Raw genomic sequence first — 21,857 nt, 5'->3', positions numbered from 1 at the left:
ACCTCCTAAGGCCGAGTCATCGGGGGATTGAGGACGTGAACCGGACCCGCCTTGAAGAGCCGGGCGGGCCGCCCGTTCGGGGTCTTGCGCATCGGGCCGTCGGCGACGATGAAGCCGCGGGCGCCCTGTACCTTGCGGTAGAAGTTGCGGGGATCGAGGCGCACGCCCCAGACCGCCTCGTACACCTGCTGGAGCTCCGAGATGGTGAAGGACTCGGCGCAGAACGCAGTGGCCAGGGCGGTGTGCTCCAGCTTGGCACGCGCGCGCTCGACCCCGTCGATGACGATGCGGCGATGGTCGAACGCCAGCTTCGCACCCGGGGCCAGGGCGTCATCCACCGAGGTCCATGAGGCATCAGCGGCGTCGGTACCGGCGACGGGCTCCGGCAGGCGGGGCGCGATGGCCAGGTAGGCGACCGACACGACGCGGCCGCGCGGGTCGCGGCCCGGCTCGCCGTACACGGCCAAGGGCTCCAGGTGCACGTCGGACAGCCCCGCCTCCTCCGACAGCTCGCGCCGCGCCGCTGCCTCGATGTCCTCATGCTCGTCACGCAGGAAGCCGCCCGGTAGCGCTTTGGCGCCCTTGTACGGCTCGATGCCGCGCTCAACGAGCAGCACACGCAGGCGCGAATCACGCAACGTGAGGATCACCAGATCAACGGCGAGCAGGATGGCGGGCGGCTCCCATCGATCGTCGCTCATGGTTCTGACACTAGATTTTTGTCAAACTGACAAAAAGTAGCGCCATGGTTAGCTTCGCCATCCACCGGCGATGCGCGGGGCGGATGCATTTCCGCGCGTGCAACGTTCCAGGCCTGGCACTCCGGTGACAGTACGCCGCCCTTGCGACAATTTCGGCGTCATCCCCACTGACGTTCGGCTGATAGGTCGCGGGAGTACGCCAGCCCGGCAGGGCGTACAAACTCCACAGCCATGACTCAGCCGCGGGCGGGCGGGCGGAACACGTGGTGGCTGTGCAGCGCGCGGGCCAGGTCGGGATGCAGACGGTCGGCGGCCTGGCTCTCGCGCAGGCGGCCCAGCTCCGGGCCCGGGCTGCCAGGGCCATGGCGGGTGTCGACCAGCCAGAGGCCGTCGTTCGTCAGATGGTGGAAGGGGTAGCCAGGGCTGGTGTCACGGGGCGGGCCGTACTCCTTGAGCAGTTTCTTCAACTCGGCCTCGGCGGCGCTGAACGAGATGGGACTGTTGCCGTGCCGCTGGAAACGGCCCAGGGCGTACAGGAGGAGGAGCGGCTTGTGCGGCGCGCGCTCACCGCCCCTGCCCCAGCGCCGGATCTCGGCGACCCGCTCGATTTAGTCCACGATCGGCCAGTGTAGGACGATCTTTTCGGTCTCGGCATACGTATTTCGCGTTGGCCGGCCGCGCCCTATTGTCGCCGGGTGAGCGATCTCCAGCCGGGCGACTATCAGCATCTGGTCACTCGTGAGCTGGATGGCCACTAGGTCACACCGCAGCGTGTGGCGAAGCCACCAGGCCGTCACGCCCTGACCACTGCCGGCGCAACCATGGCTCATGAGGCTCCCGGTGCGGCGGGAGGCGAAGATCGCCGTACCTTATGGTCAACGATCAAGATCAGTGTTTGCGCTTCTTCCGGCGGCCTCGGGCTCCCGGCGGCCGGGTGGGGACGAGGCGGAGGGGATGGCGGACGGTCTGGCGGAGCGGCTCGGCCACCAGCTCGCGTAGCTCCCGCATTCCCACGACATCGGGGTGCCCCGACGCCAGGATCGCCTCCACGAACTCGTACGCGTCCCCGCCCCCCATCCTCTTGAGCTGCTCGACAAGGCCCTCAGGCCCCGCGAGCTCCAGCACCGACAGGAAGTTCTCCGCCCCCATCAGCAGGTTCTCCCGCTCACTCAACGACCCGGGCTTCATCTCCCCGGCATCGATGAGCAGCGTCCACACGGCCGGCCCGAGGACCGGGTCGTGACGTAGGTCATGCAGAAGCCGCCTTTCGGGAAGGGCGTCGGCCAGAACACGCAGCATCGCCCCCACCCGCGTACGGAACGGGCAATCCCGCACGGCCTGCAGCAACATCTCGATGTCCTGCCCCGGCCAGGCCAGCCACCCGTGGAGCTCCGTGACGGCGTCCTGCGGCGGATAGTGCTAGGCGAGCACCCCGAGCAGCTCGGCCGGCGGGGCGGTGGCCAGTTCGCCGATGAGGGGAGCGTCGCGGCCCTCGGCGAGGAGGCGATCGCGGACGCCGCGCACGCCGAGCGGGGTGAGGCGGACCAGCGGAAGGTCGGGCTCGGCGAGAGTGGTGCGCAGGCGTTCGACCGCGTCCGTTGGCAAGGGTTGGTCGTCGTGGTCGAGGTCGCTCGCGTAGAGAGGGTCGGCGGGGCCGCGGGTGAGCTCCACAGCCCCGAGGTCGGACAGGACCTCGAACATGCGCCCCAGGTCCCGGAAGGCCTCGCGGCGCCAGAGATCACGCAGGCGCTCTTCCACCTGGTCAAGAACGAAGTACTCCTGGCAGGCCAGCCACACCGTCTCTTCGAGCCGGACCACCGGCATCTCGTCCAGCCCGTACATGGAGTTGAGCACGTCCGGCAGGATCTCGTCGAAGATCTCGGCCAGGATGGGCTCGGGCCGCCACGTCGCGGCGGGCACGGTGACCACACGGCCCAGCTCCGGCAACGCCTCGAACGCGCGCCGCCACAGCGCCTGCGGGTCGCGCAGCAGGGGCTCGGCCTTGGCCACGCGGAAGAGCCGGCCCTTGCTGGTGCGGGTCAGGCGCAGCTTCTTGGCCCAGGCGAGCAGCAGGTTGAGCTGCGGCAGATCGGTGGCACTGCGGACGCGCAGCTGGTCCTCGCCGGTGCCCAGCAGGGCCGACACCTCAAGGGCGTCGGCGACGCGGAGGTTGCCCGCGTCGGTGAGGGCCCGGCCGTCCTTGCCCACCCAAGCGGCCAGGGTGATGAGACGTTGGACGGTCTGGCTGCGCGCAGCGGCCTCCGTCAGCTCGGACGCAGTGGGCAGGGAGACAGGCAGCTGAGGAAAGGCGCGTTCCTCGCCGATGCCGCCGTTCACGAAGCGGTTCTGCATGATCTTGTCGAGCACCTGCTCGTCATACGGAACGCGACCGCCGTCGAGATCGCGCTTGAACCGCTCGAACGCCCCCGGAACGGTGAGATCGACGCCCTGGCCGAGAGCTGTGTGCGCCCAGAACGTCGCCACCCCCCGCAGCGTGGGATCGTCGAGCGCGGCCGCGTACTCCGCCCGCGCGTCGGCGATGATCTCCTCCGCCTCCGCGAGCGTGGCGCCGCGCGGGTCGCGAAGGCCCGTGACGTCGAGATAGCGCAGGTACGTGCGCAGCACCTCCGGGGCGAGGTCGAGCTCCTCCCGCGGGGCCGTCACCTTGTACGGCACGTACCGCAGCAGGAAGAACCTGATGCGCGCACCATCCCAGTACGCCAGCCGGCCGTCACGGCTCTCGTGCCGCGCGTCGACGGCGGCGGAGAGCAGCAGGTCATCGACCGGATGCCCGTGCTCCTCCGCCCAGGTGACACACCGCCGGATCAGCAGGTCCTTGGCGGCCTCGAACTCCTCGGCCTCTTCGGGCTCGAACCAGGTACGCACCATCCAAGCCTCCCATCCTTCAGGGTCACCGTCTCGCCTGTCAGACGGGAGTTCCCGGCGGCCCAGGCGGATGGCGCACTTCGTCGGGCTGCACGCCATGCGGGATAGCGAGTCGGGACACAGGCCCCGCACGCAGAGCCGTCCCTCTCAGTCGCCTCGCACTGACCGGCTCGGGCGGCAAGTGGACCCGGATCGCGGCGAAGCCACCCCGGAGACCTGCGGGGCCGCTCGCTACGCCTGCTGTTCCGCTTCGACGTAAATCGCAATATCCGTAAGATATGTGGCTCAAGTATCGGATGTTACTTAAGGGGCATACGTGACCGGCCTTTCCCGCAGGGCTCTTCTCGCTGCGGCGCCGGCGGCGCTGATCGCCGCGCGACCGGCGCAGGCGGCGGCACCCGTCCCTGTTGTACGCACGGCGGGAACCGCGCCGACGCAACTGGCGGGATACGACAACCTGCTCAAGAAGTTCGTACTGAATCGCCAGATCAGAGCCGCGCAGCTGGCCATCATGAAGAACGGCAAGATCCTGCTCGCGCGCGGCTACACCTACGACGACTACTCCAGGGTGCCGTCCATCCCGTCGCCGACGTCGTTGTTCCGAATCGCCAGCCTGAGCAAGAACATCACCTCGGCCGCCGTCATGCGCCTGGTGCAGGACGGCAAACTGAGCCTGTCGGCCAAAGCCACCCAGCTGCTCGGCCTCACCCCTGCCGACACCCGGATGGAGCAGGTCACCGTACTCCGCCTCATGCAGCACCTCGGCGGCTGGGACCGCGACGCCTCCAAGGACCAGCTCTGGCTGGACCACACCATCTCGGCCGCGCTCGACGTGCCGCTGCCGATCGGGCACGACGACATCATCCGGTACGCCACCGCCCGCCCGCTCGATCACGCCCCGGGCACCAAGATGGTCTACAGCAACTACGGGTACCTGCTGCTCGGCCGGATCATCGAGAAGGTCTCGGGACAGCCCTACGAGACATACATCAAGACCAAGCTGCTCCAGCCGCTCGGCATCACTCGTATGCGACTCGGCAAGAGCCTCAAGAGCGAGGCCGCGGCCGGCGAGGTCAGCTACGAGTCGCAGTACACGAACAAGACCGTGCTCGACACCTCCGGCACCACCGTCCCGTACCCCTACGGCGGCTTCAACATGCCCAACCAGGACGCCAACGGCGGCTGGCTGGCCTCCGCCGCGGACCTGGTCCGCTGGACTCTCGCCTTCGACCGGCCGGGCACCGTGCTGAGCTCGGCCTCGATCGCCAAGCTGATGGCCAAGCCGGAGATCGGCGTCAACGAGTACGGCACCTGGTACGGCGGCGGCTGGTGGTGCCGCCAGGTCACCGGCCACCTCAACACCTGGCACAACGGCTCGATGCCGGGGACGTTCACGTATCTGGCGCGGCTGCAGAACGGGTTCAGCTACGCCCTGCTGTTCAACCGGCGCGAGGAGAGCGGCTCACTCGACTACGACGGGATCGACGACGACATGAACAAGGTGACCGTGTCCTCCTGGCTCACCACCGACCTGACCTCGAAGTACTTCTGAGCTGCAAGATCGCTCCCCGGGACCCGGGCTATGCACGAACGCAGGTCCGAATCCTGCCGGGGGCACTTTGTGATGTCTCAGGACATCGGAAACCCTCGAACCTACGGGTCCGGGGGTTTCGTCTTGTTGAGGTTTGCCTGGGGTTGGTAGTCGCGGGCCGGGTCGATGGTCAGCTCGCGCAGAAGTTCTCCGGTGATGGCGTCGACGACGCGGACGTGCAGGTCGTCGATCAGGAGAATGGCGTGGGTCCGGGCGTGGGTTCGTCCGACGCCGATGTAGTGCAGCCGGCCGTTCACGCACAGGGTGACGACGCCGGAGAGGTCGTGGCGGACGCGGGGCGTGGGTGTCGGCGTCGCGGCTGCCGTCGGGCAGGGCTTTGGGCGCGGCGGTGTAGGCCGCTGCCGGGGTGGCGCGGTGCGGCAGGGACCGGTGCGGGCGGTGGTGACTGTAGGTGTCGCAGAAGCGGTTCAGGAGTGCTTGCAGGTCGGTGAGGGTGGCCGGCCGGATGGGCTGGGCTCGCAGCCAGTTCTTCATGGTCTGCTGGAAGCGCTCGACCTTGCCGCAGGTGGTGGGGTGGTTGGGGGTGGAGTTCTTCTGCCGCACGTGCAGACGGCGCAGTTCGTGTTCGAAGGCGTTGCGGCCACCACGGCCGCCGGCCAGCCGGGTGGTGAACACCATGCCGTTGTCGGTCAGCGTGGAGGCCGGGACGCCGTGCGCGGCGACGGCCTGGCGGAAGGTGCTCCGCACGATCGGCCCGGTGACGCGGGCGTGCGCGGTCAGCGACAGGGCGTAGCGGGAGTGGTCGTCCAGCCAGGACAAGATCTCGGTGTCGGTGCCGTCGGCAGCCGGTAGTGGGTGAAGTCGGCCTGCCAGGTCTCGTTCGGCAGCGCCACCTCGAACCGGATGTAGGACGAGCGGGGTCGCTTCTTCGGCTCGGGTGTGACCAGGCCGCGCCGGGTGAGATGGCGGCTGATCGTGGCCCTCGACACCGTCCGCCCATGGTGTCGTTTCAGGTGCCAGGCGATCGTATCCGGGCCGGCGTCCAGGCCTGCTCAGCGAGCTCCTTGCGCAGCCGGACGATCAACTCCACGGTGCCGGCGTCGATCGCGTTCGGCGAGGTCTTCGGTCGTCGCGACCGGGGCTCGAACGCCGCCTCACCCTCGGCTCGGTAACGCGCGACGAGCTTGGACACCCAGCCCTTGGAAACCCCGTACGCGCGGGCGACCTCTGCCTGGGACCGGCCCTCGACGACAACGGCGGTGATGACAACTCTGGCCTTGGACACACCACCCAGGCTCATGATCCGCGATGATTGCCTATGTCTCGAGACACACTCTGTTGAAGTTTCCTATGTCTTGCGACATGGGTTTCCTATGTCCTGAACCAGCACACTGTCGGGGACATTCACAGGAAGGATAGGCCGGGATGCGGATCGGTGTGCAGAAGAACAAATGGCCTCTGCCAGGCACGAATGCACCCAGGGTGGCGGCGGAATGGGACGCACGGCTGTTGGGCACCGACGAGTTCGGTACGTGGCTGTTCAGCCGAGCAGGCGAGGTCCATCGGAAGGCCGATGGCACGTCGATGGCGCTCCCCAGCGACGGTGTGCAATTGCTCCCACGCAATGGCTGGTGGGCGGCTTGGTGGTGGCGTAACGACCGCTGGATCAGCGTCGACATCTGCACGCCGCCGACCCTAGGTGTATCGGGGTGGAGTTATTTAGACCTCGAACTGGATTTGGCGCGGTTTGCGGATGGCACTGTCCTGCTGGTCGATGAGGAGGAGTTCGAGCAGACAGTGGCCGAGTGCATGGTTCCCCAAGCCGTCATCACCGCGGCCCGCGCCGCGGCGTCCAACCTGCAGACCAGGCTGGCTTCTGCCACCGAACCGGTCCTCCCCGCGGGCTGGGAGTGGCTGGAGCGGGCCTGACGAGCCGGGTCCACAGGCCACGGTGGTGCTGACTCGTCGAACTCCGTGCGGATCTCCGGGCTCTGATCGACGTTCTGCATGAGCCAGGTGGTCATCGTGGCCTCGCGGATGCGGCGGATGGTGTGTGGAAGCCGTACGCGTCCACAGCCTGTGCGTACTCCTCCGGCGCCACCCACCGGAACCCCCTGAACGGGATGCCGATGCCGCGACAGAAATCCCACTCCCGCGGCCCAGGCGAACGCCTCGAAGTCGAGCACGACCACGCTTCCCCTCCGTGCAGCGCAGCAGCGTAAAGGTCCTTGACACGCTGACGCAGGAACTCGAGATCCTCATCCGCGATGGTGGAGGCGCAGTCCAAGCGATCCTCCACCCGGGCCCATCAATGCCGCGGACGTCTCCGCCTCTTTCCCAGCACTGCACCGGTGGCTCAAACGTCTCGCCGAGATCATCGAGAACGGAAACCCGGACACATTCGTGAACCCTTCTGCGCACAACGCGGAGGCGATCGAGGATGGTACCTCGGAGCGGATGTGCGGCAGCCCGCGAGCCCTGGCCAGCGACCCCGTGACGTGGGTGACGGCGAGTCGATTCTTGAGGCGGAAACTGGGACTGGTCCTACGGACATGTTCTGGGGTCTGGCCACATTTCGAAATCCACCGCTCTGCCGGGCATCGCGGTGGCCCATGCCGTCGTGCTGACGACAGACGACCGCGTCGTGCTGGCGCAGCGGAGTGGCACCGTCGGTTACGCGCCGGGGCCGCCTCCCATGGTTTCAAGGAGGAGTTCGGCGCAGAGATAGAGGAGTTGTGACGCTCCAGGCTCGCACCTGACGCTTGGGAGGCCCAGGACGCGCGGTCTCTTCCCGTACGAGACCTCCCACGGCTGAGCGGCGGAGCCCCGCGGGACGTCGCACCCCTGCACCCCACTTCGGCGATCCGCAGCGCGCCTCTCCAGCGGTGGCTCGCCGCCAATCCGTGAGCCTCCGCGTGGCGGCAGTGGATCAGTGCAGAGAACCGCCGGTCTCCTTCAGGTCTGAGGTCGTGGTGGCCGCCGCGGACACGATCGCCGTCAGCGCCTCGGCGATCGACTGGACGGACATCGACGGCTCGTCGCCATCCGGGACCTGTTCGGGAAGGTAGGGCACGTGCACGAAGCCTCCGCGCACCCCCGGCCGACCGGACTCGATGAGATGCATCAGCCCGTAGAAGACGTGGTTGCAGACGAACGTGCCCGCCGTGTGCGAGACGGACGCCGGCAGGCCGGCGTCGCGGACGGCGGCGACGCACGCCTTCACCGGGAGGGTGGAGAAGTACGCCGCCGGGCCGTTCACGACGATGGGCTCGTCGACGGGCTGGGCGCCCTCGTTGTCGGGAATGCGAGCGTCGTCGAGGTTGATGGCGACGCGCTCGACCGAGATGCCCGGCCTCCCGCCCGCCTGCCCGACGCAGACGACGACCTCGGCACCGGACTCCTCGACGGCCGCGCGCAGCCGTGCGATGGCGTCGTGGAAGACCACCGGCAGCATCACCGTCGTCAGCGACACCCCTTCCGGCGGTGTGGTCGCGGCCCGTCGCACCGCCTGCCACGACGGATTGACGCCGGAGCCGTCGAACGGCTCGAATCCGGTGAGCAGCACGTGGGTCATGGGTCTCCTCTCGTACGTCGGCGCCTCGACTTGGCCATGACCGACGTCAGGCGCGTGTCACGAGGATGCCGTCGTCATCGCTGAACAACTCGGCTCCGGGATGGAAGGCGGCGCCGCCGAAAGTGACCGGGACGTCGCGCTCGCCGGCTCCCGTCTTGCCGCTCTTGCGTGGGTTGGAGCCCAGCGCCTTGATGCCCAGGTCCAGCTCACGCAGGGCGGCGACGTCTCGTACCGCGCCGTTGACGACCACGCCGGCCCAGCCGCCGGCGACGGCCAGGCCGGCGATGACGTCCCCCATGAGGGCGGTGTGCAGCGAGCCGCCGCCGTCGACCACCAGGACACGTCCCTCGCCGGGCTCCTCCAAAGCGGACCTGAGCAGCACGTTGTCCTCATGGCAACGAATCGTGACGACCGTGCCGGCGAAGGCGCGGCGGCCGCCGTACTGGGAGAGCTGGAGGTCGCAGGAGTCGAACTGCTCGCCCCGCTCGTCGTAGAGGTCTGCGGTCACAATGGTCAAGGCGCGGCCTTTCAGCGAATCGGCGGGGGCATCGGCACCCCACTGGTCGAAGCGGTGCTCCGGTGAGCGACCGTACAGGCTCAGCCGTCCGGGGCCGGGAGCGGGCAGGGGGAGGGTGCGCTTGACGCCGGCGCGGGTTTCATCTCATAGCGCCTGCTCGGTTTCTGACCAAGCAGGGGTGTAATCGACGAAGGAAGCACGGCCGGTGCGTCGCAGACAGGTGGACATCGCTACAGACCCGGATGCTTCCGAAGCCTTCTACCAGCGCCATGTCGACGCGATCACGTCGTTCCTCGCCCGGCGAGTCGCCGATCCGAACACGGTCGCCGACCTGATGGCGGAGGTCTCGTCGCGGTGGCTCGACTCCGGCCACCCAGCCGGCACCATCCGAGCGCCGGCGCTGACCGCGCTGATCACCGACGGCGACACGGCGCCGATCCTGCGCCTCCTCTACGCTTTGCCCGATCGGGCATCGATGGGAATGTGTGCCGGGGGTGACTCTGCTCGGCGACGCCACGCACCTCTCGGCCCCGAACGGCGAAGGCGCCAACCTGGCCATGTACGACGGCGCCGAACTCGGCGTCCAGGCCTTTCCTGATTTCCTGCGGTGGTGTCGAATGGCGTCCCTGGAAAGGATCAGGTGGGCAGATGGCTGGCGCAGCAGATCGAGACCGGTGACCCGGACATGTTTCGATCCACCGACCTCCTGGAGTCCGTCGGCGGTGAGCAGACCGGCGGCCAGCTCTATCACCACCTGCGCGCACTGCACAGTGCCAGGCTGATCGCACAACGGCGGCGCGGCGAGTACGAGCTTGCCCCTCAGGTCATGATCCAGGTCCTCGCCATCCTCGCCGCCGCCTTCGACCCCCCGCTCGACCCACCGTTCGATCCCCCGAACCCGGAATGACCAAGCGGGCACGATGATCCGCTGGCCGGTGTTCCCCGGCGCAGGCGGCGATGAATCCCCTGCCCGCAGGCCTGCGCACCATGCGCTGCGTCGCCGCCAACCACACCGCCCTGCGCACGGTGCTACCCCTGCGCCAGGGCGGCCACCTGGACCGGGCCGGCAAGGCGGCACAGCTCATCCTCGGCCCCGACGCGCCGCTGGCCGAGCGCCTGCGCGTCCGGATGGCCCTGCTCAGCCGTGCATAACGCCGTACTGGTCGCCCCTGGCACCGAGGCCGCAGAAGAGCTCGCCACACGAGGCGACCCTGCTGGTCGGCGACCTGTTCTTGCCGCTACGCCTGCCCGCCCCGAAATGAGCATCACAGGGCGTGACGAAAAGGATACATTCCCGAATCATTTTTCAGTAGTCGTACGGTTACCGTTCGCCTAACGTATGTGGGGCTGATCTCTCCCCCGAGAGGAGCCCGGCATGTACACCAGCCCGCCCACAGCGGACCCGACGGCCACTCCGCAGGTCCCCTTCGGCGCGGCCATGCGGAACGCGACCCGGTACATGGCGGTCGCGGCGTACCTCGATCCGTCGTTCCGCGAGACGGCGCTGCGCGAGCTCATCCGCAACCGGCACCGGGGCGTGGCGCCCTCGCACGGCGGCTTCGACGTGGTCCCGGTGTTGCGGCACTGCCTGCGCGCACGATCGTTCCTGCTCGCGCGGGAGATCGTCCTGACCGGAGTGCTCGCCGGCGGCCTTCTCCTGCTCACCGAGGGCACGATCCAGTGGCTCGCCGTGGTGATCCCGTTCGCGCTGCTCACCGTGCGGCCACTGCGCCGGCTCTCCCGCCCGTACAAGATCCTCGTCTGGTTCGTCATCTCGACACTGGTGGCGATACCGGCCGCCTTCGCGATCGCGGCCATCACCACCGCACGTGCGATCAGCTCCTTCCGCGAAGGGGGCGCGCCGCCGAGCGCTGCCGCGCTGTCGCTGCAGTTGCTCATCGTGGTGCTCCTGTCCCTCGGCGTGGCGGCCGGCTACCGGATCGCCGTGTTCCGCATCATCGGTCGCGACCTGCGCCCCGGAGCGCCGCCATCGCCGCCCGGCCCGGCAGCCGACGCGGATACCGAGCAGCGGCTGCGCTGGATCGGCGCGGCACAGCACGGGAACGTCACGCTCTACTCCGGCCGCAACCCGTTCCTCGGAGCCGGCGACACGGCCCGGGCCTGGACCATCGCGGTCGAGCTGGACCGCACGCCAGGCCCGCGCGACGGCTCGGGGCCGGCGCGGCCGCTGGTCGAGATCGACCCGGTGGAGCTTCACACGTTCGTACGGGAACGGCTGGCGCAGATGAGCGCGCAGTCCCACCCGGCAGGCATCATCAACCTGCGCATCCGCGACCAGATCGTCGCCACCGGCCGCTTCAACCAGTTGCACGGCTGGAACGGCAAGGGCCCGGCGCTGCATCCACTGGTGGATCCCGGCCAGCTCTGCCCGTGGACGAACTTGCCGGAGCAGGTCGTCGCCGCAGTGATCCGTACCCCGCAGGCAGGCGCGCGGCACTACCAGCGGCTGGACATCAACTCCGAAGGCCCGCACGTCCTGGACCCGGCGGGCCGCACCGTCATCCCGGCCGTGGACCGGGGGACCTCCGTCACCGCGTTCGTGCACCTCGCGGTCGAGGGCCGCATGCTCTACACCGAGTTCGTCGTCACGGTGCTGCCGCCCGTGGCCGGGGTGTACCGCTCGGTGGATGAGCTGCCGCTCTCCTCGCCTCCGCTCCTGGTCTACCACGCGCTGCGCGGGCGCTGGCTGTACCTGTTCCGCGACATGGTCGCCGCTCCGGTACGGCTGCTGCGCATGGCCTGGCAGGCGTTCCGGCACGCCATCGGCGTGGACGACCCGCGGGCGTACACCGCCTACGACTACGGGGCCCGGCTGAGCCTGCGCGAGCTGGGCGCGGCCGAGCGGGCCGACACCCTCATCCAGGAGCTGGACACCTTCAAGTACACCAAGCTCGTCGAGGAACGCCTGAACTCGGCCGTCCTCGACTTCCTGGAGGACAAGGGCGTAGACACCACCGCCTACCGGCGCCAGGCAACCGCGGTCTCGATCTCCAGCACGACCCACTACGAGTACAGCGGCAACTACCCGGGCGCGCAGTTCGGCGGCCCTGGCTCCCAGTTCGTCCAGAACATCAACCCGCAGCGGGGCGAGGCGAACTCATGACCGACAAGGACAAGTACACCTACAGCGGAACGTTCACCGGCAGCCAGTTCGGCGGCCCCGGCTCTCACTTCACCCAGAACGTCACGACGAGCGGCCGGCCCGCAGATCCGAACCTGGGACAGCTCCAGGCGCTGCTCACCGACCTGATGGCCCGCGTCGCAGCCCACTCCACTGAGATCGACCACCCTGAACGGGCCGGCCGCGACGCGGAGGAGATCCTCACCGAGGCCGCCCGCCCGGCGGCGGAGCGAGACACGGGCCGCCTCGCCGACGCCTTCCGCCGTCTACGCGATCGCCTGCGCCCGATCGCCGATTTCGCCGACTCGCTCAGCAAACTCGCCGACCTCCTGACCAAATTCCTCCCTTCCTGAACGAAGCTGGAGCCGCGCACGCCGAACAACCCATCCAACTACCGCATGCTGAACTTCGACCAGTACTGGATCGACATTCAGTAGCGGACTCCCCCATAGCCGTCCAGGCTGCCCGCGGGCAGCCTGGACGGCTCCATGTCAAACAGGAACCTCTTGGACGACCATGACCGAGATCATCGCCCAACTGCTCGACCAGCAAGAGATCTTGAAATATCTCACCGGAATCGCGGACGTGGAGGAGGAGTCTGACATCTACGACATCGACCCTGAAGGGTGGATCAACGCGGGCGAGAATGCGATCGCGATCAACGAGCGGCGAAGCCGGCGAAGCCTGATCAAGTACGAGCTCTGGAACGGGGAGCCACCACCACTCGGCTCCTGGGACCGTAGCTGGTCAGGAGACGTACGCTTCGCGTCCGGAAGAGTGTTCGCCCTGAGCGACTACGACGGCGACACGACCTACGGCGAAGAGTTCGACCTGGGCCGGCGGGACACGCTCTGGCGGGTGAGCATCCATCGCAAGGCGCTGGCCTACGAGGACTTCACTCCGGACCTCGTCGGCGTCACCCTCCTGAAGGCCCGGTTCTGGCCACCGGCCTAGAAGATCGGGAACGGCCGGGAAAAGCCGGCTCTCGCGGGGGCGGCGGTGGGCTCTCGCACCGCCGGAGGGTCTATCGTGATGACGTTACTTCTCGAACACCTCCCGCGGCGGCCGATCCTGCACGGACCGCATCAGGGAGACGACGGCGCCCTCCCACCGAGGCGAACACGCCGAGACGGGCCGCCGAGTTCCGCCCGAGTCACATGTCGGTGATGAGCTTGTCCACTCGCTCGTCGACGCTGCGGAACGGGTCCTTGCACAGGACGGTGCGCTGGGCCTGGTCGTTCAGCTTGAGGTGCACCCAGTCCACGGTGAAGTCGCGTCGCTTCTCCTGCGCCTTGCGGATGAACTCGCCGCGCAGCCGCGCCCTGGTGGTCTGCGGCGGCACCGACTTGGCCTCGAAGATCTTGATGTCGGCGGCCACCCGCTCCACGGCCCCGCGCCGCTGCAGCAGGTAGAACAGCCCCCGCTTGCGGTGCACGTCATGGTAGGCCAGATCGAGCTGCGCCACCCTCGGCGAGGACAGCGGCAGGTCGTACTTCTTACGGTAACGCTCGATCAGCTGGTACTTGATGACCCAGTCGATCTCGGCGGGACACCAGGCCCAGGTCCCGTGTCTCCACCGCGCGCAGGGTGCGCTCCCACAGCTCCAGCACCCTGTGGGTGATCGGGTCGCCGCCATGCCGGTCCACGAAGTTCATCGCTTCGCCCAGGTATTCCTGCTGGATCTCCAGCGACGACGCCTCCCACCCGTTGGCCAGACGGACCCGCCGCCGTCCGGTCATGTCGTGGGAGACCTCGCGGATCGCCCGGATCGGGTTCTCCGGGCTCAGGTCACGCAGCACGACCCCGGCCTCGACCATGCGCAGCACCAGGTCGGTCGCGCCGACCTTGAGCAGCATCGTGGTCTCGCTCATGTTCGCGTCACCGACGATCACGTGCAGGCGGCGGAACCGCTGACCATCACGCTGGTGCTCGCCCTGGCCGCGAACACAGCGTTCGGCGGGCTGCCCGTGCTCGCGTGCCGCGTGCCTTCCCGCACCACATCGAGGTCATCGGCGACGAGGACATCCACTTCCTGATCTTCTTCGACCAGCCCACGCCCGGCGACATCGGCTACCGGGCCACGGCGTCGGCGTTCTCCCGCGAAGTGCTCTCCGCGAGCTTCGCCATTCCCGAGCGCGAGCTGCCGCAGTTCCCGTTCACGCCGGTCGACCCGCTCATCGTCGGCAAGGCCAACCCGAGCGACCCCGTCAGTCGATGAGGGCCGCCCGGCTCATCGGCCTCGCTCGCGCGACAGGAAGAACAACGAGCGGACCAGCTCGTTCCCCCCGAGTATCCACACGGCGAACGGGATCGCCGCGCACGTGAGCAGCAGCGTGAGCGTGAGCCAGCCGGTCGCGCCGAAGATCGCGCAGCCGGCGGTCAGCACGGCGAAGGCGGCGAATTTAACCCGGATTCTGGACAGGGAGATCGGAATCAGTATCTCCGGCGAGGGCTGGGCCGCACCGGGCGGAGTGTGGTCGCGCATCGGAAGACCCCGTTCGCAGGTCAGAACAGCAGGATAACCGGCAGGGAGCAGCCGACAAGTGCCACGAGCGCCGCGGCGGTCCCCGCGATCCACGTCGTGTGCGGCGCGTTGACGAGCGGGGCCGGCAGCAGCGCTCCCTCGCCGCCGAGCCGCGGGACGAGCCCGGCGGCCAGCCCGCTCACGGACTGGTTGCCCGCGGCGATGATGTCGTAGCCGATGCCCACGCCCACGAACAGCAGAGCCGCGGCGCTCATCAGCTCGAACGAGCGGGTGCGGCCCTTGCGCCGCAGTTCGAGCAGCAGGAGCGACACCACCGCCGTGCACACGGCCGACACCGCCACCGGCATGCCGAACAGCAGTTGCATCCCGATCGCCGCGCCCACGAACTCGGCGACGTCCGTGGCGAGCACGACGACCTCGGCCTGCAGCCACAACATGAGCCTGCCCGCCCTGGTGAACCGCCTGCGGCACAACCGCGGCAGGCTCTCCCCCGTCGCCATGCCGAGTTTGGCCGCCTGGAACTGCACGAGGATCGCGACGACGCTGGCCGCCACGACGACCCACACCAGGGTGTAGCCCAGCGTCGAGCCCGCGGTGAGGTTGGTGGCCACGTTGCCTGGGTCCACGTATGCGATCGCCGCCACGAAGGCCGGCCCCAGCATGGGCGCCACCCGCGTCGTCCTGGGAGAGATGGTCCGGGGGTCGGAAACGGCGGAATCGACGCCGGGGATCATCGAGCTTCCTTCATGAGGAAGAGGTTCCCTGACAAAGAAGGTCGTGAAACCTGACTATATTCTGCAAATGCCGATCGCCGTCAGATCATTTGTTTTCAAGACTGGTACGGCGATGTGCCGGGACATGCCAACTTCCGTCTCCGTGGACGAGTACTGAGCCTGTTCCACATTCTTCGGCAAGCAATTGCCAGGCGCGATTATCGTCGGCCTTGTGATCGGGGGCATGGCTGCCCTACATTCACTCGCTCGCCACCAAGCACAGTGTCGTTCACCCTGCTCGACGGGGGCTCGCAGCTGGCGTCACCTTTGGCCCGTTCAGCGAAATAAACAACGGTGGTCATCACGCCTGGGTGATCTCCCGCATCAGCCTTGCCTGGCTGGCTGTCATGCACAAACTCCCTGTCTGGTTCTTGATCTGGGTTTCACGGGTGCCGAGCGCCGGTCAAGCTCGGGAGTCAGCGCGCGAGCCGTAGGCCGGGCCGAACACGACCAGCAGCGCCAGATCCTCCGCGATATCCACGAAGCGGTGTTCCTCGCTCCCATCAGGGAGCGGAGGAGTCGCCGGATCTGACCGATACCGAATGGGCGCCCTCAGCCAGCGAGCAGGCCCCGGGCCTCCAGATCGGCGATGACGGTGGACGTCAGCGCGGGGCATCCATTCACCCTTACCTCCTTGAGGGACGGCAGGTCGATGAGCGTCCCCAGGTCGGCCAGGGCTCCACAGCGGTAGAGGTCCAGGATGCGCAGGTCAGGCAGGTTTCCGGGGTCGCCGAGGGACCGCAGGTGATCGTCGAAGGCCACGTGGAGCTCCTCGAGCCGCCACAGCCCGGCGAACGGGGTCAGGTCGGTGAGCTGGTCAAGACCCTGCAGGGTGAGCTCGCGCAGGGCGGGCATGCGGGCCAGGGCGGAAAAGTCGCGCAGGTCCTCGGCGTAGGTCAGGCTGATCTCGGCGAGCGAGGGGTGGTCCTCCAACCCGTCCAGCGAGGTCAGTTTCTGCCACTTGTTGATATTGAGCCCGGTAAGGGCGGGCAGGCGAGACAGCGGGCGCAGGTCCGGGATGCGCGCGTCCGGCAGGCCGAGGTTGGTCAGGTGGGGGTGGTGGCCAAGGCCGTCGAGGCTGGTGAGGTTCGTACAGCCGCTAAGCCACAGCCGGCGCAGCCCGGGCATGGCGTCGATGCCGTCGAGACTGGTCAGGCGGGCACAGTGCAGGGTCAGCTCGGTGACGGAGCCCAGGTCGCGCAGCCCGGCGATGGACCGGATCTTGGTGCCGGAAAGGTCCAGCTGGGTCAGTCGACGCAGCCCCGACAGGGGCAGGACATCCTCGATCGCCCGGCAGTGGTCGAGGTCGAGGTGTTCCAGGTGGGGGAAGGCGTCGCCGACCCCTTCGACGCTGGTCACGCCGCTGCTGCGCAGATCGAGATGGCGCAGGGTACGCAGGGTGAGCAACGGGGTGATGTCGGTGAGCGCCCGGCTGCTCCGGAGGATGAGCGTTTTCAGTGCGGGGAGACCCGAGAGCGGGGTGAGGTCGGTGACGGCCGCGCAGCCGTCCAGCTCAAGCCGGAACAGCCCGGTCAGCGCAGCGAGGTCGGACAGGTCCGTCAGGTGCTTGCAGTGGTCCAGGCGCAGTGTCCGCAGCATGGTCAGGTGCCGCACCCCCGTGATCGTCTCGCGGCGGCGCAGCTCCAGCGTGGTACGCCCCTCGCGGGTGAACGCGGGCCCCAACAGCAGTGCGGCGAAACCGTCCGGGTCGGGCGCCTCCGACCAGAGCTTGAGCAGCTTGTCGGTGGAAGGCTCGGCGATCTCCGCGAATTCGGCGGCCAGCGCGAGGGCGTCTTCGCGGCCGTCGAGGACGAGCTCGCGTGCCGTTTTCCAGGCGCGCGCGGGAGAAACCGAGTCGAGCTTGGCCCGGTAGCCCGGCAAGTCTGGTCCTGCTGGGGAGAAGGTCATGCCATGGCAGCGTAGGGAGTCGTACCGACAGAAGCGGTCGTTCTCCCACCGGAGCCGACCACTGGGCTCATCGTGGCCGGCTCTCCTCACCGACGGTGGTCGCGCTCTCTGGAACCACCGATCGTGTTGATTAGAGCCGTACGCGTCGGGGAGTCAGACTTCGTGGAGTGACTCACGAAAGGGGAGGCAACATGAACGACCCGACCCCTGACCAACCCGGTTTCCGGCCGGCGCGGCGGTATCGTGCGACCCGTGGCCGCCGTGTGGGCGACGCGATCATCGGGGTGTTCACCTGGGCGGGCCTGGTTCCCAGCTCCTACCTGCTGACCACCCGGGGCCGCAAGACCGGCCTCCCGCGCACCAACCCCGTGACCATCGTCGAGTACGACGGCAAGCGCTGGCTGGTCGCGCCCTATGGGCCCGTGTCGTGGGTGCACAACGCCCGTGCCGCGGGGCAGGTGATGATTCGGCGCCGGTTCGACAGGCGTGCCTACACGGTGCGGGAGGTCGCGTCCCAGGAGGCCGGGCCCGTACTCAAACGGTACGTGAGCATCGCCACCGCCACCCGGCCGTACTTCCAAGCCGCCAAGGATTCCCCGGTGGAGGACTTCATCGCCGAGGCGGAGCACCATCCCGTGTTCGAACTCACTCCTCTCTCCAAGGAACGTTGAGCGTCTCTCCAAGGAACGTTGAGCGGCCGAATCCACGCACCAGCCGTGATCAGTGGCACCACATCCGACGAACGGTGTGGGGCGATGGGGGCAGGGTGCCGCGGTCGGCTACGTCGCTTCCGCCGGTGAGTCGGCCCAGTCGAGGGGTACGCCGAAGGTCTCGTACAGCCCGGCCTGTCCGGCCTCGGTGAGCTGAACGACCCGCCGCGCCCGCCCGCGACGCAGCCACTCCAGCGCGAACAGCCGATCGGCGATGGCCGCGCCGAGCGCGCCGGCGAGGTGATGGCGGTTCTCGCCCCAGTCGACGCAGTAGCGGATCGCCGGCCGCCGCCGGGAGAACTCCTCGACGTCGACCCCGAAGGCCGCGAGCCGGTCGAGGCCGGGCTCGGTGATGCGGTAGCTGCCCGCGTCATTGACCAGGACCTCCCGTTCGATCAGGCCGGCGAGCAGCGCGACCCCGAGCCGTCCCGCGAGGTGGTCGTAGCACAGCCGCGCCCGCATCAGCGCCTGTGTACGCACGCTCTCGCGCAGTGACCGGACCGGCAGCGGCCGGGCGATCCTGGCCAGCTCCTCCAGCGCCCGCCCCACGTCTCTGCTGGCCAGGCGGTAGTAGCGGTGCCGGCCGTCGTGCTCGACGGTGAGCAGCTTCGCCTCACGCAGCCTGGCCAGGTGACCGCTGATTGTGGACATGCTAACGCCGACCTCGGCGGCCAGCGCGCTGGCCGGCAGCGCTCTGCCGTCGCCGAGCGCACGCAGCACCTTGGTCCGTGACGGGTCACCGATGGCCGCCGCGACCTCGGCGATGTCGGTCTCCGTTGCGGAGTTCCACATAGCGCCAGTGTACGACGACGACATTTCGGCGTTCACCGTAGTAGTTCCGCTACAGACTGATGGTCATGACGGTCACCACAAGGGGACCCTCCCCCACACGAACCGACTGGCTGCCCTTGGTCGCGATCTGCCTCGGCTACTTCCTGGTCATCCTGGACGTCACCGTGGTCACTGTCGCCATCCCCGCGATCGGCTCCGGCCTGAACGCCGGGCTGGCCGAGCTGCAGTGGGTCGTCGACGGCTACACGCTGGTCTTCGCCGGGGCGCTGCTGTTCTGCGGCGGGCTGAGCGACCGGTTCAACGGCAAGCGAGTGTTCCTGGCCGGGCTGGTGCTGTTCACCGTGGCCTCGGTCGGCTGCGGGCTGGCGCCGAATCCCGGTGTGCTGGTCGCGGCCCGGCTGGCGCAGGGCGCCGGGGCCGCGCTGATGGTGCCGGCCTCGCTCGCGTTGTTGCGCGGGGCCTACCCGGACCGCGGGTCGCGGGCGCGGGCGTTCGGCGTGTGGGGCATGGTCGCCGGAGTCGCCGCCGGCGCCGGCCCGGTGCTCGGCGGCGCGCTGGTGTCCGCGGTCGGCTGGCGCTGGGTGTTCTACGTCAACCTGCCGTTCGGCCTGCTCGGCCTCCTGCTGACCACCAGGTACGTACCCGCGCGCCCCACCGAAGAGCCAGGGCCGAACGTACCCGCACGCCTTGCCGAAGAGCCGGGGCCGAACGTGCTCGCACACTCCGTCGGACGGCCAGGGCCGAACGCGCTCGCACGCTCCGTCGGACGGCCAGGACTGGACGCGCCGGCGCAGATGACCAGCGCGTTGTGCCTCGGCGGGCTGGCCTGGGCGCTGATCGAGGCCGGGCCACGCGGCTGGACGGCACCGCCGGTGCTGCTCGGCCTCGCCCTGTTCGTGCTCGCGCTGCCGGCGTACCTGCTGCTCGAACACCGGGCCCCGGCGCCGATGTTGCCGCTGGAGCTGTTCGGCAGCCGGAGCTTCACCGCATCGGCGATCATCGGCGTGCTGCTCAACCTCGGCTTCTACGGGCTGCTGTTCGTCCTGCCGCTGTATTTCCAGCAGGTACGCCACCTCGGCCCCCTGGAGACCGGACTGGCCATGTTGCCGATGGCGCTGATGCCGATGATCTCCTCGCCGTTGAGCGGCCGGGTCGCCGCGCGTACCGGAGCCCACGTACCGATGGCGTTCGGGCTGCTCATCGGCGGGATCGGGCTGCTCGCCTGGCTGCCGACCGGAGCGGACACGAGCTACTGGGCGCTGGTGCCGCCGATGATGCTCACCGGCTTCGGAATCGGTTTCACCATGCCGGCCGCCACCTCGGCGATCATGGAGGCGGCGCCGGCCGAGTTGGGCGGGGCGGCGTCCGCCGTGTTCAACACCGCCCGCCAGACCGGGAGCGCGATCGGGGTGGCGCTGGTCGGCACGCTGGTCACGGATGGCGACCTGGTAGCCGGCCTGCACGCCGATGTCATCATCGGCGGCGTCGGCTACCTGCTCGCCGCGGTGCTCACCGTGACCGCTGTCCGGCCGGCCGAACACAACCGGTGAGATACAACGCGATCCCGGCGTCGTGCCGAGGTTCGATCAGAGCTTGAAACGGGTCAACACTTTCCTGCCGTCCGTCATGAAGATCTCGAAACTGTCCTCGCCGACCGCGTGGCCCGGCGAGACGGACGCGAAGGCGAGTTCGTCGTTCCCGTCGCCGTCGTAGTCCCCCGCCGCCAGTGGCGTGGCCCCGGTCAGGCCGTGGACCTTGTCGCCGGGGCGGAGGCCGGCTGAGCTGCCCCAGAAGATCCGGGTCGGGTCGAAGCGGTTGTTCGCCCCGCCGAAGGCGAGGTCGTCACGGCCGTCTCCGTTGAAGTCGCCGGAGACCGCCGGGCCCTGGTTGCCCTTGAACGTCCTCGTACGGCCGTCCCCGTAGTAGACGGTCAAGGTCTTCGCGACCGAAGGGGCCTCGGTTTCGAGGCCGGGCTCGTCGTTGCGGACGCCGTCGTCGCCGATGGCCACGTCCCTGGCGCCGTCGCCGTCGAAGTCGCCGAACGCTGCCGACAGCCCCCGGTTGAGCTTGCGTCCCTGCTTGGACAGCCCGCGGGGCCCGGCGTCGAGCAGCCAGCCGGAGGTCTGCTCCCCGTCGTCGGGTCTGAAGACGACCAGCCCGGTCGTACGCCGCCCCTCGATCTTGTCCACGGTCATCCGCCAGAACTCATCCCCCGTCGGCGACGGCTGGACGCTCTGACGGGTCGACGCCCCCTCACGGCTGAACGGGCCGTACAGGACGATCAGGTTCCACTCGAATTGGCCGCCCGGTGACTTCGACGGCGACGGCCTGGACACGGCCACGTCGGCGTTGCCGTCGCCGTCGAAGTCACCGGCCACGGCCCGGTTCGCCGCTCCCCCGGCCCCCTTGGCCCCTTCGGGCAGCGGTAGGCGGGTCGGAGGCGTCCTGGCGTCGATGCCACGCGGGCCGCCCCAGAAGATGTGCGGGCCCGAGTTCTCGCGCTCGTTCGGCCGGCCGTATCCCATGATGTCCCCGAAGCCGTCGCCGTCGAGGTCGGCTTCGCTGCTCGGGCGCATCAGCCAGGAGTAGAACACATCCGACGGGACGATCGTCTTGTTCCGACCGTCGAGGCCCCGGGGTGAGCCGTAGATGACGGCGAGGTAGTGCACCTGCTTACTGATCAGGTCCACCTCGACGACCAGGTCGGCCCGGCCATCGCCGTTGAGGTCGTCGGCACGCCGCTTGCCCTCGGCCACGCGAGGCGTGGACGTCGGCGGCGCGGCGGTCGTGAGAACGGGGGAAGCCGTGGGAACGGGG

23 protein-coding genes and 2 pseudogenes are annotated in these 21,857 nt (G+C 68.7%); 11 read left to right on the top strand and 14 right to left on the bottom strand.

Annotated elements, in window-relative coordinates; all coding sequences use genetic code 11:
- Positions 1 to 5 precede the first annotated feature (5 nt).
- The 4 genes and pseudogenes from ACFPZ3_RS58165 to ACFPZ3_RS58150 form a co-directional block, all read right to left on the bottom strand.
- Complete coding sequence (locus ACFPZ3_RS58165) at positions 6 to 701, bottom strand: NUDIX hydrolase (protein WP_379523056.1); 696 nt, start codon at positions 699 to 701, stop codon at positions 6 to 8.
- Positions 702 to 976: 275 nt separating this feature from the next.
- Positions 977 to 1,309 (bottom strand): annotated as a pseudogene (locus ACFPZ3_RS58160) (phosphorothioated DNA-binding restriction endonuclease family protein); the annotation flags it as partial.
- 280 nt (positions 1,310 to 1,589) lie between these two features.
- Complete coding sequence (locus ACFPZ3_RS58155) at positions 1,590 to 2,051, bottom strand: hypothetical protein (protein ID WP_379523055.1); 462 nt, start codon at positions 2,049 to 2,051, stop codon at positions 1,590 to 1,592.
- Positions 2,052 to 2,120: 69 nt separating this feature from the next.
- Positions 2,121 to 3,590, bottom strand: a complete 1,470-nt coding sequence (locus ACFPZ3_RS58150; RefSeq protein ID WP_379523054.1) for a hypothetical protein — start codon at positions 3,588 to 3,590, stop codon at positions 2,121 to 2,123.
- A 313-nt stretch (positions 3,591 to 3,903) separates the two neighbouring features.
- On the opposite strand from ACFPZ3_RS58150, the gene ACFPZ3_RS58145 reads away from it, so the two are divergent.
- Entirely contained in the window at positions 3,904 to 5,139 is a 1,236-nt protein-coding gene (locus tag ACFPZ3_RS58145) for a serine hydrolase domain-containing protein (RefSeq protein ID WP_379523053.1), read from the top strand.
- On the opposite strand, the gene ACFPZ3_RS58140 is transcribed toward ACFPZ3_RS58145, so the two are convergent.
- A complete protein-coding gene (locus ACFPZ3_RS58140; RefSeq protein WP_379523063.1) occupies positions 5,050 to 5,742 on the bottom strand; it encodes an integrase core domain-containing protein in 693 nt (230 codons plus the stop codon). The two genes, ACFPZ3_RS58145 and ACFPZ3_RS58140, sit on opposite strands and share 90 nt — an antisense overlap.
- On the opposite strand from ACFPZ3_RS58140, the gene ACFPZ3_RS58135 reads away from it, so the two are divergent.
- The gene (locus ACFPZ3_RS58135) at positions 5,645 to 5,932 is read left to right on the top strand and encodes a hypothetical protein (RefSeq protein ID WP_379523064.1); all 288 of its coding nucleotides are present in this window, start codon (positions 5,645 to 5,647) and stop codon (positions 5,930 to 5,932) included. The two genes, ACFPZ3_RS58140 and ACFPZ3_RS58135, sit on opposite strands and share 98 nt — an antisense overlap.
- 216 nt (positions 5,933 to 6,148) lie before the next feature.
- Here ACFPZ3_RS58135 and ACFPZ3_RS58130 read toward each other — a convergent pair whose 3' ends face one another.
- Positions 6,149 to 6,439 (bottom strand): helix-turn-helix domain-containing protein, encoded by a 291-nt coding sequence (locus ACFPZ3_RS58130; RefSeq protein ID WP_379523052.1) that lies wholly within the window; start codon positions 6,437 to 6,439, stop codon positions 6,149 to 6,151.
- Positions 6,440 to 6,564: 125 nt separating this feature from the next.
- Here ACFPZ3_RS58130 and ACFPZ3_RS58125 point away from each other — a divergent pair, with 125 nt between their 5' ends.
- Entirely contained in the window at positions 6,565 to 7,068 is a 504-nt protein-coding gene (locus ACFPZ3_RS58125; RefSeq protein WP_379523051.1) for a ribonuclease FAU-1 family protein, read from the top strand.
- Positions 7,069 to 8,068: 1,000 nt separating this feature from the next.
- Here ACFPZ3_RS58125 and pcp read toward each other — a convergent pair.
- Entirely contained in the window at positions 8,069 to 8,713 is a 645-nt protein-coding gene (gene pcp / locus ACFPZ3_RS58120; protein ID WP_379523050.1) for a pyroglutamyl-peptidase I, read from the bottom strand.
- A 46-nt stretch (positions 8,714 to 8,759) separates the two neighbouring features.
- Positions 8,760 to 9,230: a ribonuclease E activity regulator RraA gene (gene rraA / locus ACFPZ3_RS58115; protein WP_379523049.1), complete on the bottom strand. Its 471-nt coding sequence runs from the start codon at positions 9,228 to 9,230 to the stop codon at positions 8,760 to 8,762.
- Positions 9,231 to 9,870: 640 nt separating this feature from the next.
- On the opposite strand from rraA, the gene ACFPZ3_RS58110 reads away from it, so the two are divergent.
- From ACFPZ3_RS58110 to ACFPZ3_RS58090, 5 genes are all read left to right on the top strand, one after another.
- Complete coding sequence (locus tag ACFPZ3_RS58110) at positions 9,871 to 10,137, top strand: hypothetical protein (protein ID WP_379523048.1); 267 nt, start codon at positions 9,871 to 9,873, stop codon at positions 10,135 to 10,137.
- Positions 10,138 to 10,187: 50 nt separating this feature from the next.
- Positions 10,188 to 10,382, top strand: a complete 195-nt coding sequence (locus ACFPZ3_RS58105; protein ID WP_379523047.1) for a hypothetical protein — start codon at positions 10,188 to 10,190, stop codon at positions 10,380 to 10,382.
- Between the two features lie 223 nt (positions 10,383 to 10,605).
- Positions 10,606 to 12,354: a hypothetical protein gene (locus tag ACFPZ3_RS58100; protein ID WP_379523046.1), complete on the top strand. Its 1,749-nt coding sequence runs from the start codon at positions 10,606 to 10,608 to the stop codon at positions 12,352 to 12,354.
- Positions 12,351 to 12,725 carry a hypothetical protein gene (locus tag ACFPZ3_RS58095; RefSeq protein ID WP_379523045.1) on the top strand — a complete coding sequence of 125 codons (375 nt, stop codon included), beginning with the start codon at positions 12,351 to 12,353 and terminating at the stop codon, positions 12,723 to 12,725. The genes ACFPZ3_RS58100 and ACFPZ3_RS58095 overlap by 4 nt, the downstream gene beginning before the upstream one ends.
- 163 nt (positions 12,726 to 12,888) lie before the next feature.
- Positions 12,889 to 13,326 (top strand): hypothetical protein, encoded by a 438-nt coding sequence (locus ACFPZ3_RS58090; RefSeq protein WP_379523044.1) that lies wholly within the window; start codon positions 12,889 to 12,891, stop codon positions 13,324 to 13,326.
- Positions 13,327 to 13,525: 199 nt separating this feature from the next.
- On the opposite strand, the pseudogene ACFPZ3_RS58085 reads toward ACFPZ3_RS58090, so the two are convergent.
- Positions 13,526 to 14,291: pseudogene (locus ACFPZ3_RS58085) on the bottom strand (proteasome accessory factor PafA2 family protein); the annotation flags it as partial.
- 56 nt (positions 14,292 to 14,347) lie between these two features.
- On the opposite strand from ACFPZ3_RS58085, the gene ACFPZ3_RS58080 reads away from it, so the two are divergent.
- Entirely contained in the window at positions 14,348 to 14,590 is a 243-nt protein-coding gene (locus tag ACFPZ3_RS58080) for a cupin domain-containing protein (RefSeq protein ID WP_379523043.1), read from the top strand.
- Positions 14,591 to 14,602: 12 nt separating this feature from the next.
- Here the strand turns inward: ACFPZ3_RS58080 and ACFPZ3_RS58075 are convergent, their stop codons facing one another.
- The 3 genes from ACFPZ3_RS58075 to ACFPZ3_RS58065 all read right to left on the bottom strand — a co-directional run bounded on the left by ACFPZ3_RS58075 (position 14,603) and on the right by ACFPZ3_RS58065 (position 17,538).
- The gene (locus tag ACFPZ3_RS58075; RefSeq protein ID WP_379523042.1) at positions 14,603 to 14,857 is read right to left on the bottom strand and encodes a hypothetical protein; all 255 of its coding nucleotides are present in this window, start codon (positions 14,855 to 14,857) and stop codon (positions 14,603 to 14,605) included.
- A gap of 20 nt (positions 14,858 to 14,877) precedes the next feature.
- Positions 14,878 to 15,591, bottom strand: coding sequence for an Nramp family divalent metal transporter (locus ACFPZ3_RS58070; RefSeq protein WP_379523041.1), 714 nt, complete (start codon positions 15,589 to 15,591; stop codon positions 14,878 to 14,880).
- Between the two features lie 591 nt (positions 15,592 to 16,182).
- Positions 16,183 to 17,538: a leucine-rich repeat domain-containing protein gene (locus ACFPZ3_RS58065; protein WP_379523040.1), complete on the bottom strand. Its 1,356-nt coding sequence runs from the start codon at positions 17,536 to 17,538 to the stop codon at positions 16,183 to 16,185.
- Between the two features lie 191 nt (positions 17,539 to 17,729).
- On the opposite strand from ACFPZ3_RS58065, the gene ACFPZ3_RS58060 reads away from it, so the two are divergent.
- The gene (locus ACFPZ3_RS58060; protein ID WP_379523039.1) at positions 17,730 to 18,209 is read left to right on the top strand and encodes a nitroreductase family deazaflavin-dependent oxidoreductase; all 480 of its coding nucleotides are present in this window, start codon (positions 17,730 to 17,732) and stop codon (positions 18,207 to 18,209) included.
- A gap of 108 nt (positions 18,210 to 18,317) precedes the next feature.
- Here the strand turns inward: ACFPZ3_RS58060 and ACFPZ3_RS58055 are convergent, their stop codons facing one another.
- Complete coding sequence (locus tag ACFPZ3_RS58055) at positions 18,318 to 19,040, bottom strand: ArsR/SmtB family transcription factor (RefSeq protein ID WP_379523038.1); 723 nt, start codon at positions 19,038 to 19,040, stop codon at positions 18,318 to 18,320.
- Positions 19,041 to 19,105: 65 nt separating this feature from the next.
- Between ACFPZ3_RS58055 and ACFPZ3_RS58050 the strand changes: the two genes are divergently transcribed.
- Entirely contained in the window at positions 19,106 to 20,590 is a 1,485-nt protein-coding gene (locus ACFPZ3_RS58050) for an MFS transporter (protein WP_379523037.1), read from the top strand.
- 36 nt (positions 20,591 to 20,626) lie between these two features.
- Here ACFPZ3_RS58050 and ACFPZ3_RS58045 read toward each other — a convergent pair whose 3' ends face one another.
- Positions 20,627 to 21,796, bottom strand: coding sequence for an FG-GAP repeat domain-containing protein (locus ACFPZ3_RS58045; RefSeq protein WP_379523036.1), 1,170 nt, complete (start codon positions 21,794 to 21,796; stop codon positions 20,627 to 20,629).
- Between the last annotated feature and the right edge of the window lie 61 nt (positions 21,797 to 21,857).

The sequence above is a fragment of the Nonomuraea insulae genome (genome assembly GCF_042656245.1).
Note: the sequence above shows the minus strand (reverse complement) of the source record. Positions and strands in the feature narration are given on the sequence as shown.

What these genes read in the sequence shown, in the direction of transcription:
- ACFPZ3_RS58155 (WP_379523055.1), bottom strand. Translation starts at nt 2,051, where the DNA reads ATGTTGCTGCAGGCCGTGCGGGATTGCCCGTTCCGTACGCGGGTGGGG.
- ACFPZ3_RS58105 (WP_379523047.1), top strand. Translation starts at nt 10,188, where the DNA reads ATGAATCCCCTGCCCGCAGGCCTGCGCACCATGCGCTGCGTCGCCGCC.
- ACFPZ3_RS58050 (WP_379523037.1), top strand. Translation starts at nt 19,106, where the DNA reads ATGACGGTCACCACAAGGGGACCCTCCCCCACACGAACCGACTGGCTG.
- ACFPZ3_RS58095 (WP_379523045.1), top strand. Translation starts at nt 12,351, where the DNA reads ATGACCGACAAGGACAAGTACACCTACAGCGGAACGTTCACCGGCAGC.
- ACFPZ3_RS58065 (WP_379523040.1), bottom strand. Translation starts at nt 17,538, where the DNA reads ATGACCTTCTCCCCAGCAGGACCAGACTTGCCGGGCTACCGGGCCAAG.
- ACFPZ3_RS58150 (WP_379523054.1), bottom strand. Translation starts at nt 3,590, where the DNA reads ATGGTGCGTACCTGGTTCGAGCCCGAAGAGGCCGAGGAGTTCGAGGCC.
- ACFPZ3_RS58165 (WP_379523056.1), bottom strand. Translation starts at nt 701, where the DNA reads ATGAGCGACGATCGATGGGAGCCGCCCGCCATCCTGCTCGCCGTTGAT.
- ACFPZ3_RS58070 (WP_379523041.1), bottom strand. Translation starts at nt 15,591, where the DNA reads ATGATCCCCGGCGTCGATTCCGCCGTTTCCGACCCCCGGACCATCTCT.
- ACFPZ3_RS58125 (WP_379523051.1), top strand. Translation starts at nt 6,565, where the DNA reads ATGCGGATCGGTGTGCAGAAGAACAAATGGCCTCTGCCAGGCACGAAT.
- ACFPZ3_RS58100 (WP_379523046.1), top strand. Translation starts at nt 10,606, where the DNA reads ATGTACACCAGCCCGCCCACAGCGGACCCGACGGCCACTCCGCAGGTC.
- ACFPZ3_RS58075 (WP_379523042.1), bottom strand. Translation starts at nt 14,857, where the DNA reads ATGCGCGACCACACTCCGCCCGGTGCGGCCCAGCCCTCGCCGGAGATA.
- pcp (WP_379523050.1), bottom strand. Translation starts at nt 8,713, where the DNA reads ATGACCCACGTGCTGCTCACCGGATTCGAGCCGTTCGACGGCTCCGGC.
- ACFPZ3_RS58055 (WP_379523038.1), bottom strand. Translation starts at nt 19,040, where the DNA reads ATGTGGAACTCCGCAACGGAGACCGACATCGCCGAGGTCGCGGCGGCC.
- ACFPZ3_RS58135 (WP_379523064.1), top strand. Translation starts at nt 5,645, where the DNA reads ATGGGCTGGGCTCGCAGCCAGTTCTTCATGGTCTGCTGGAAGCGCTCG.
- ACFPZ3_RS58130 (WP_379523052.1), bottom strand. Translation starts at nt 6,439, where the DNA reads ATGAGCCTGGGTGGTGTGTCCAAGGCCAGAGTTGTCATCACCGCCGTT.
- ACFPZ3_RS58060 (WP_379523039.1), top strand. Translation starts at nt 17,730, where the DNA reads ATGAACGACCCGACCCCTGACCAACCCGGTTTCCGGCCGGCGCGGCGG.
- ACFPZ3_RS58090 (WP_379523044.1), top strand. Translation starts at nt 12,889, where the DNA reads ATGACCGAGATCATCGCCCAACTGCTCGACCAGCAAGAGATCTTGAAA.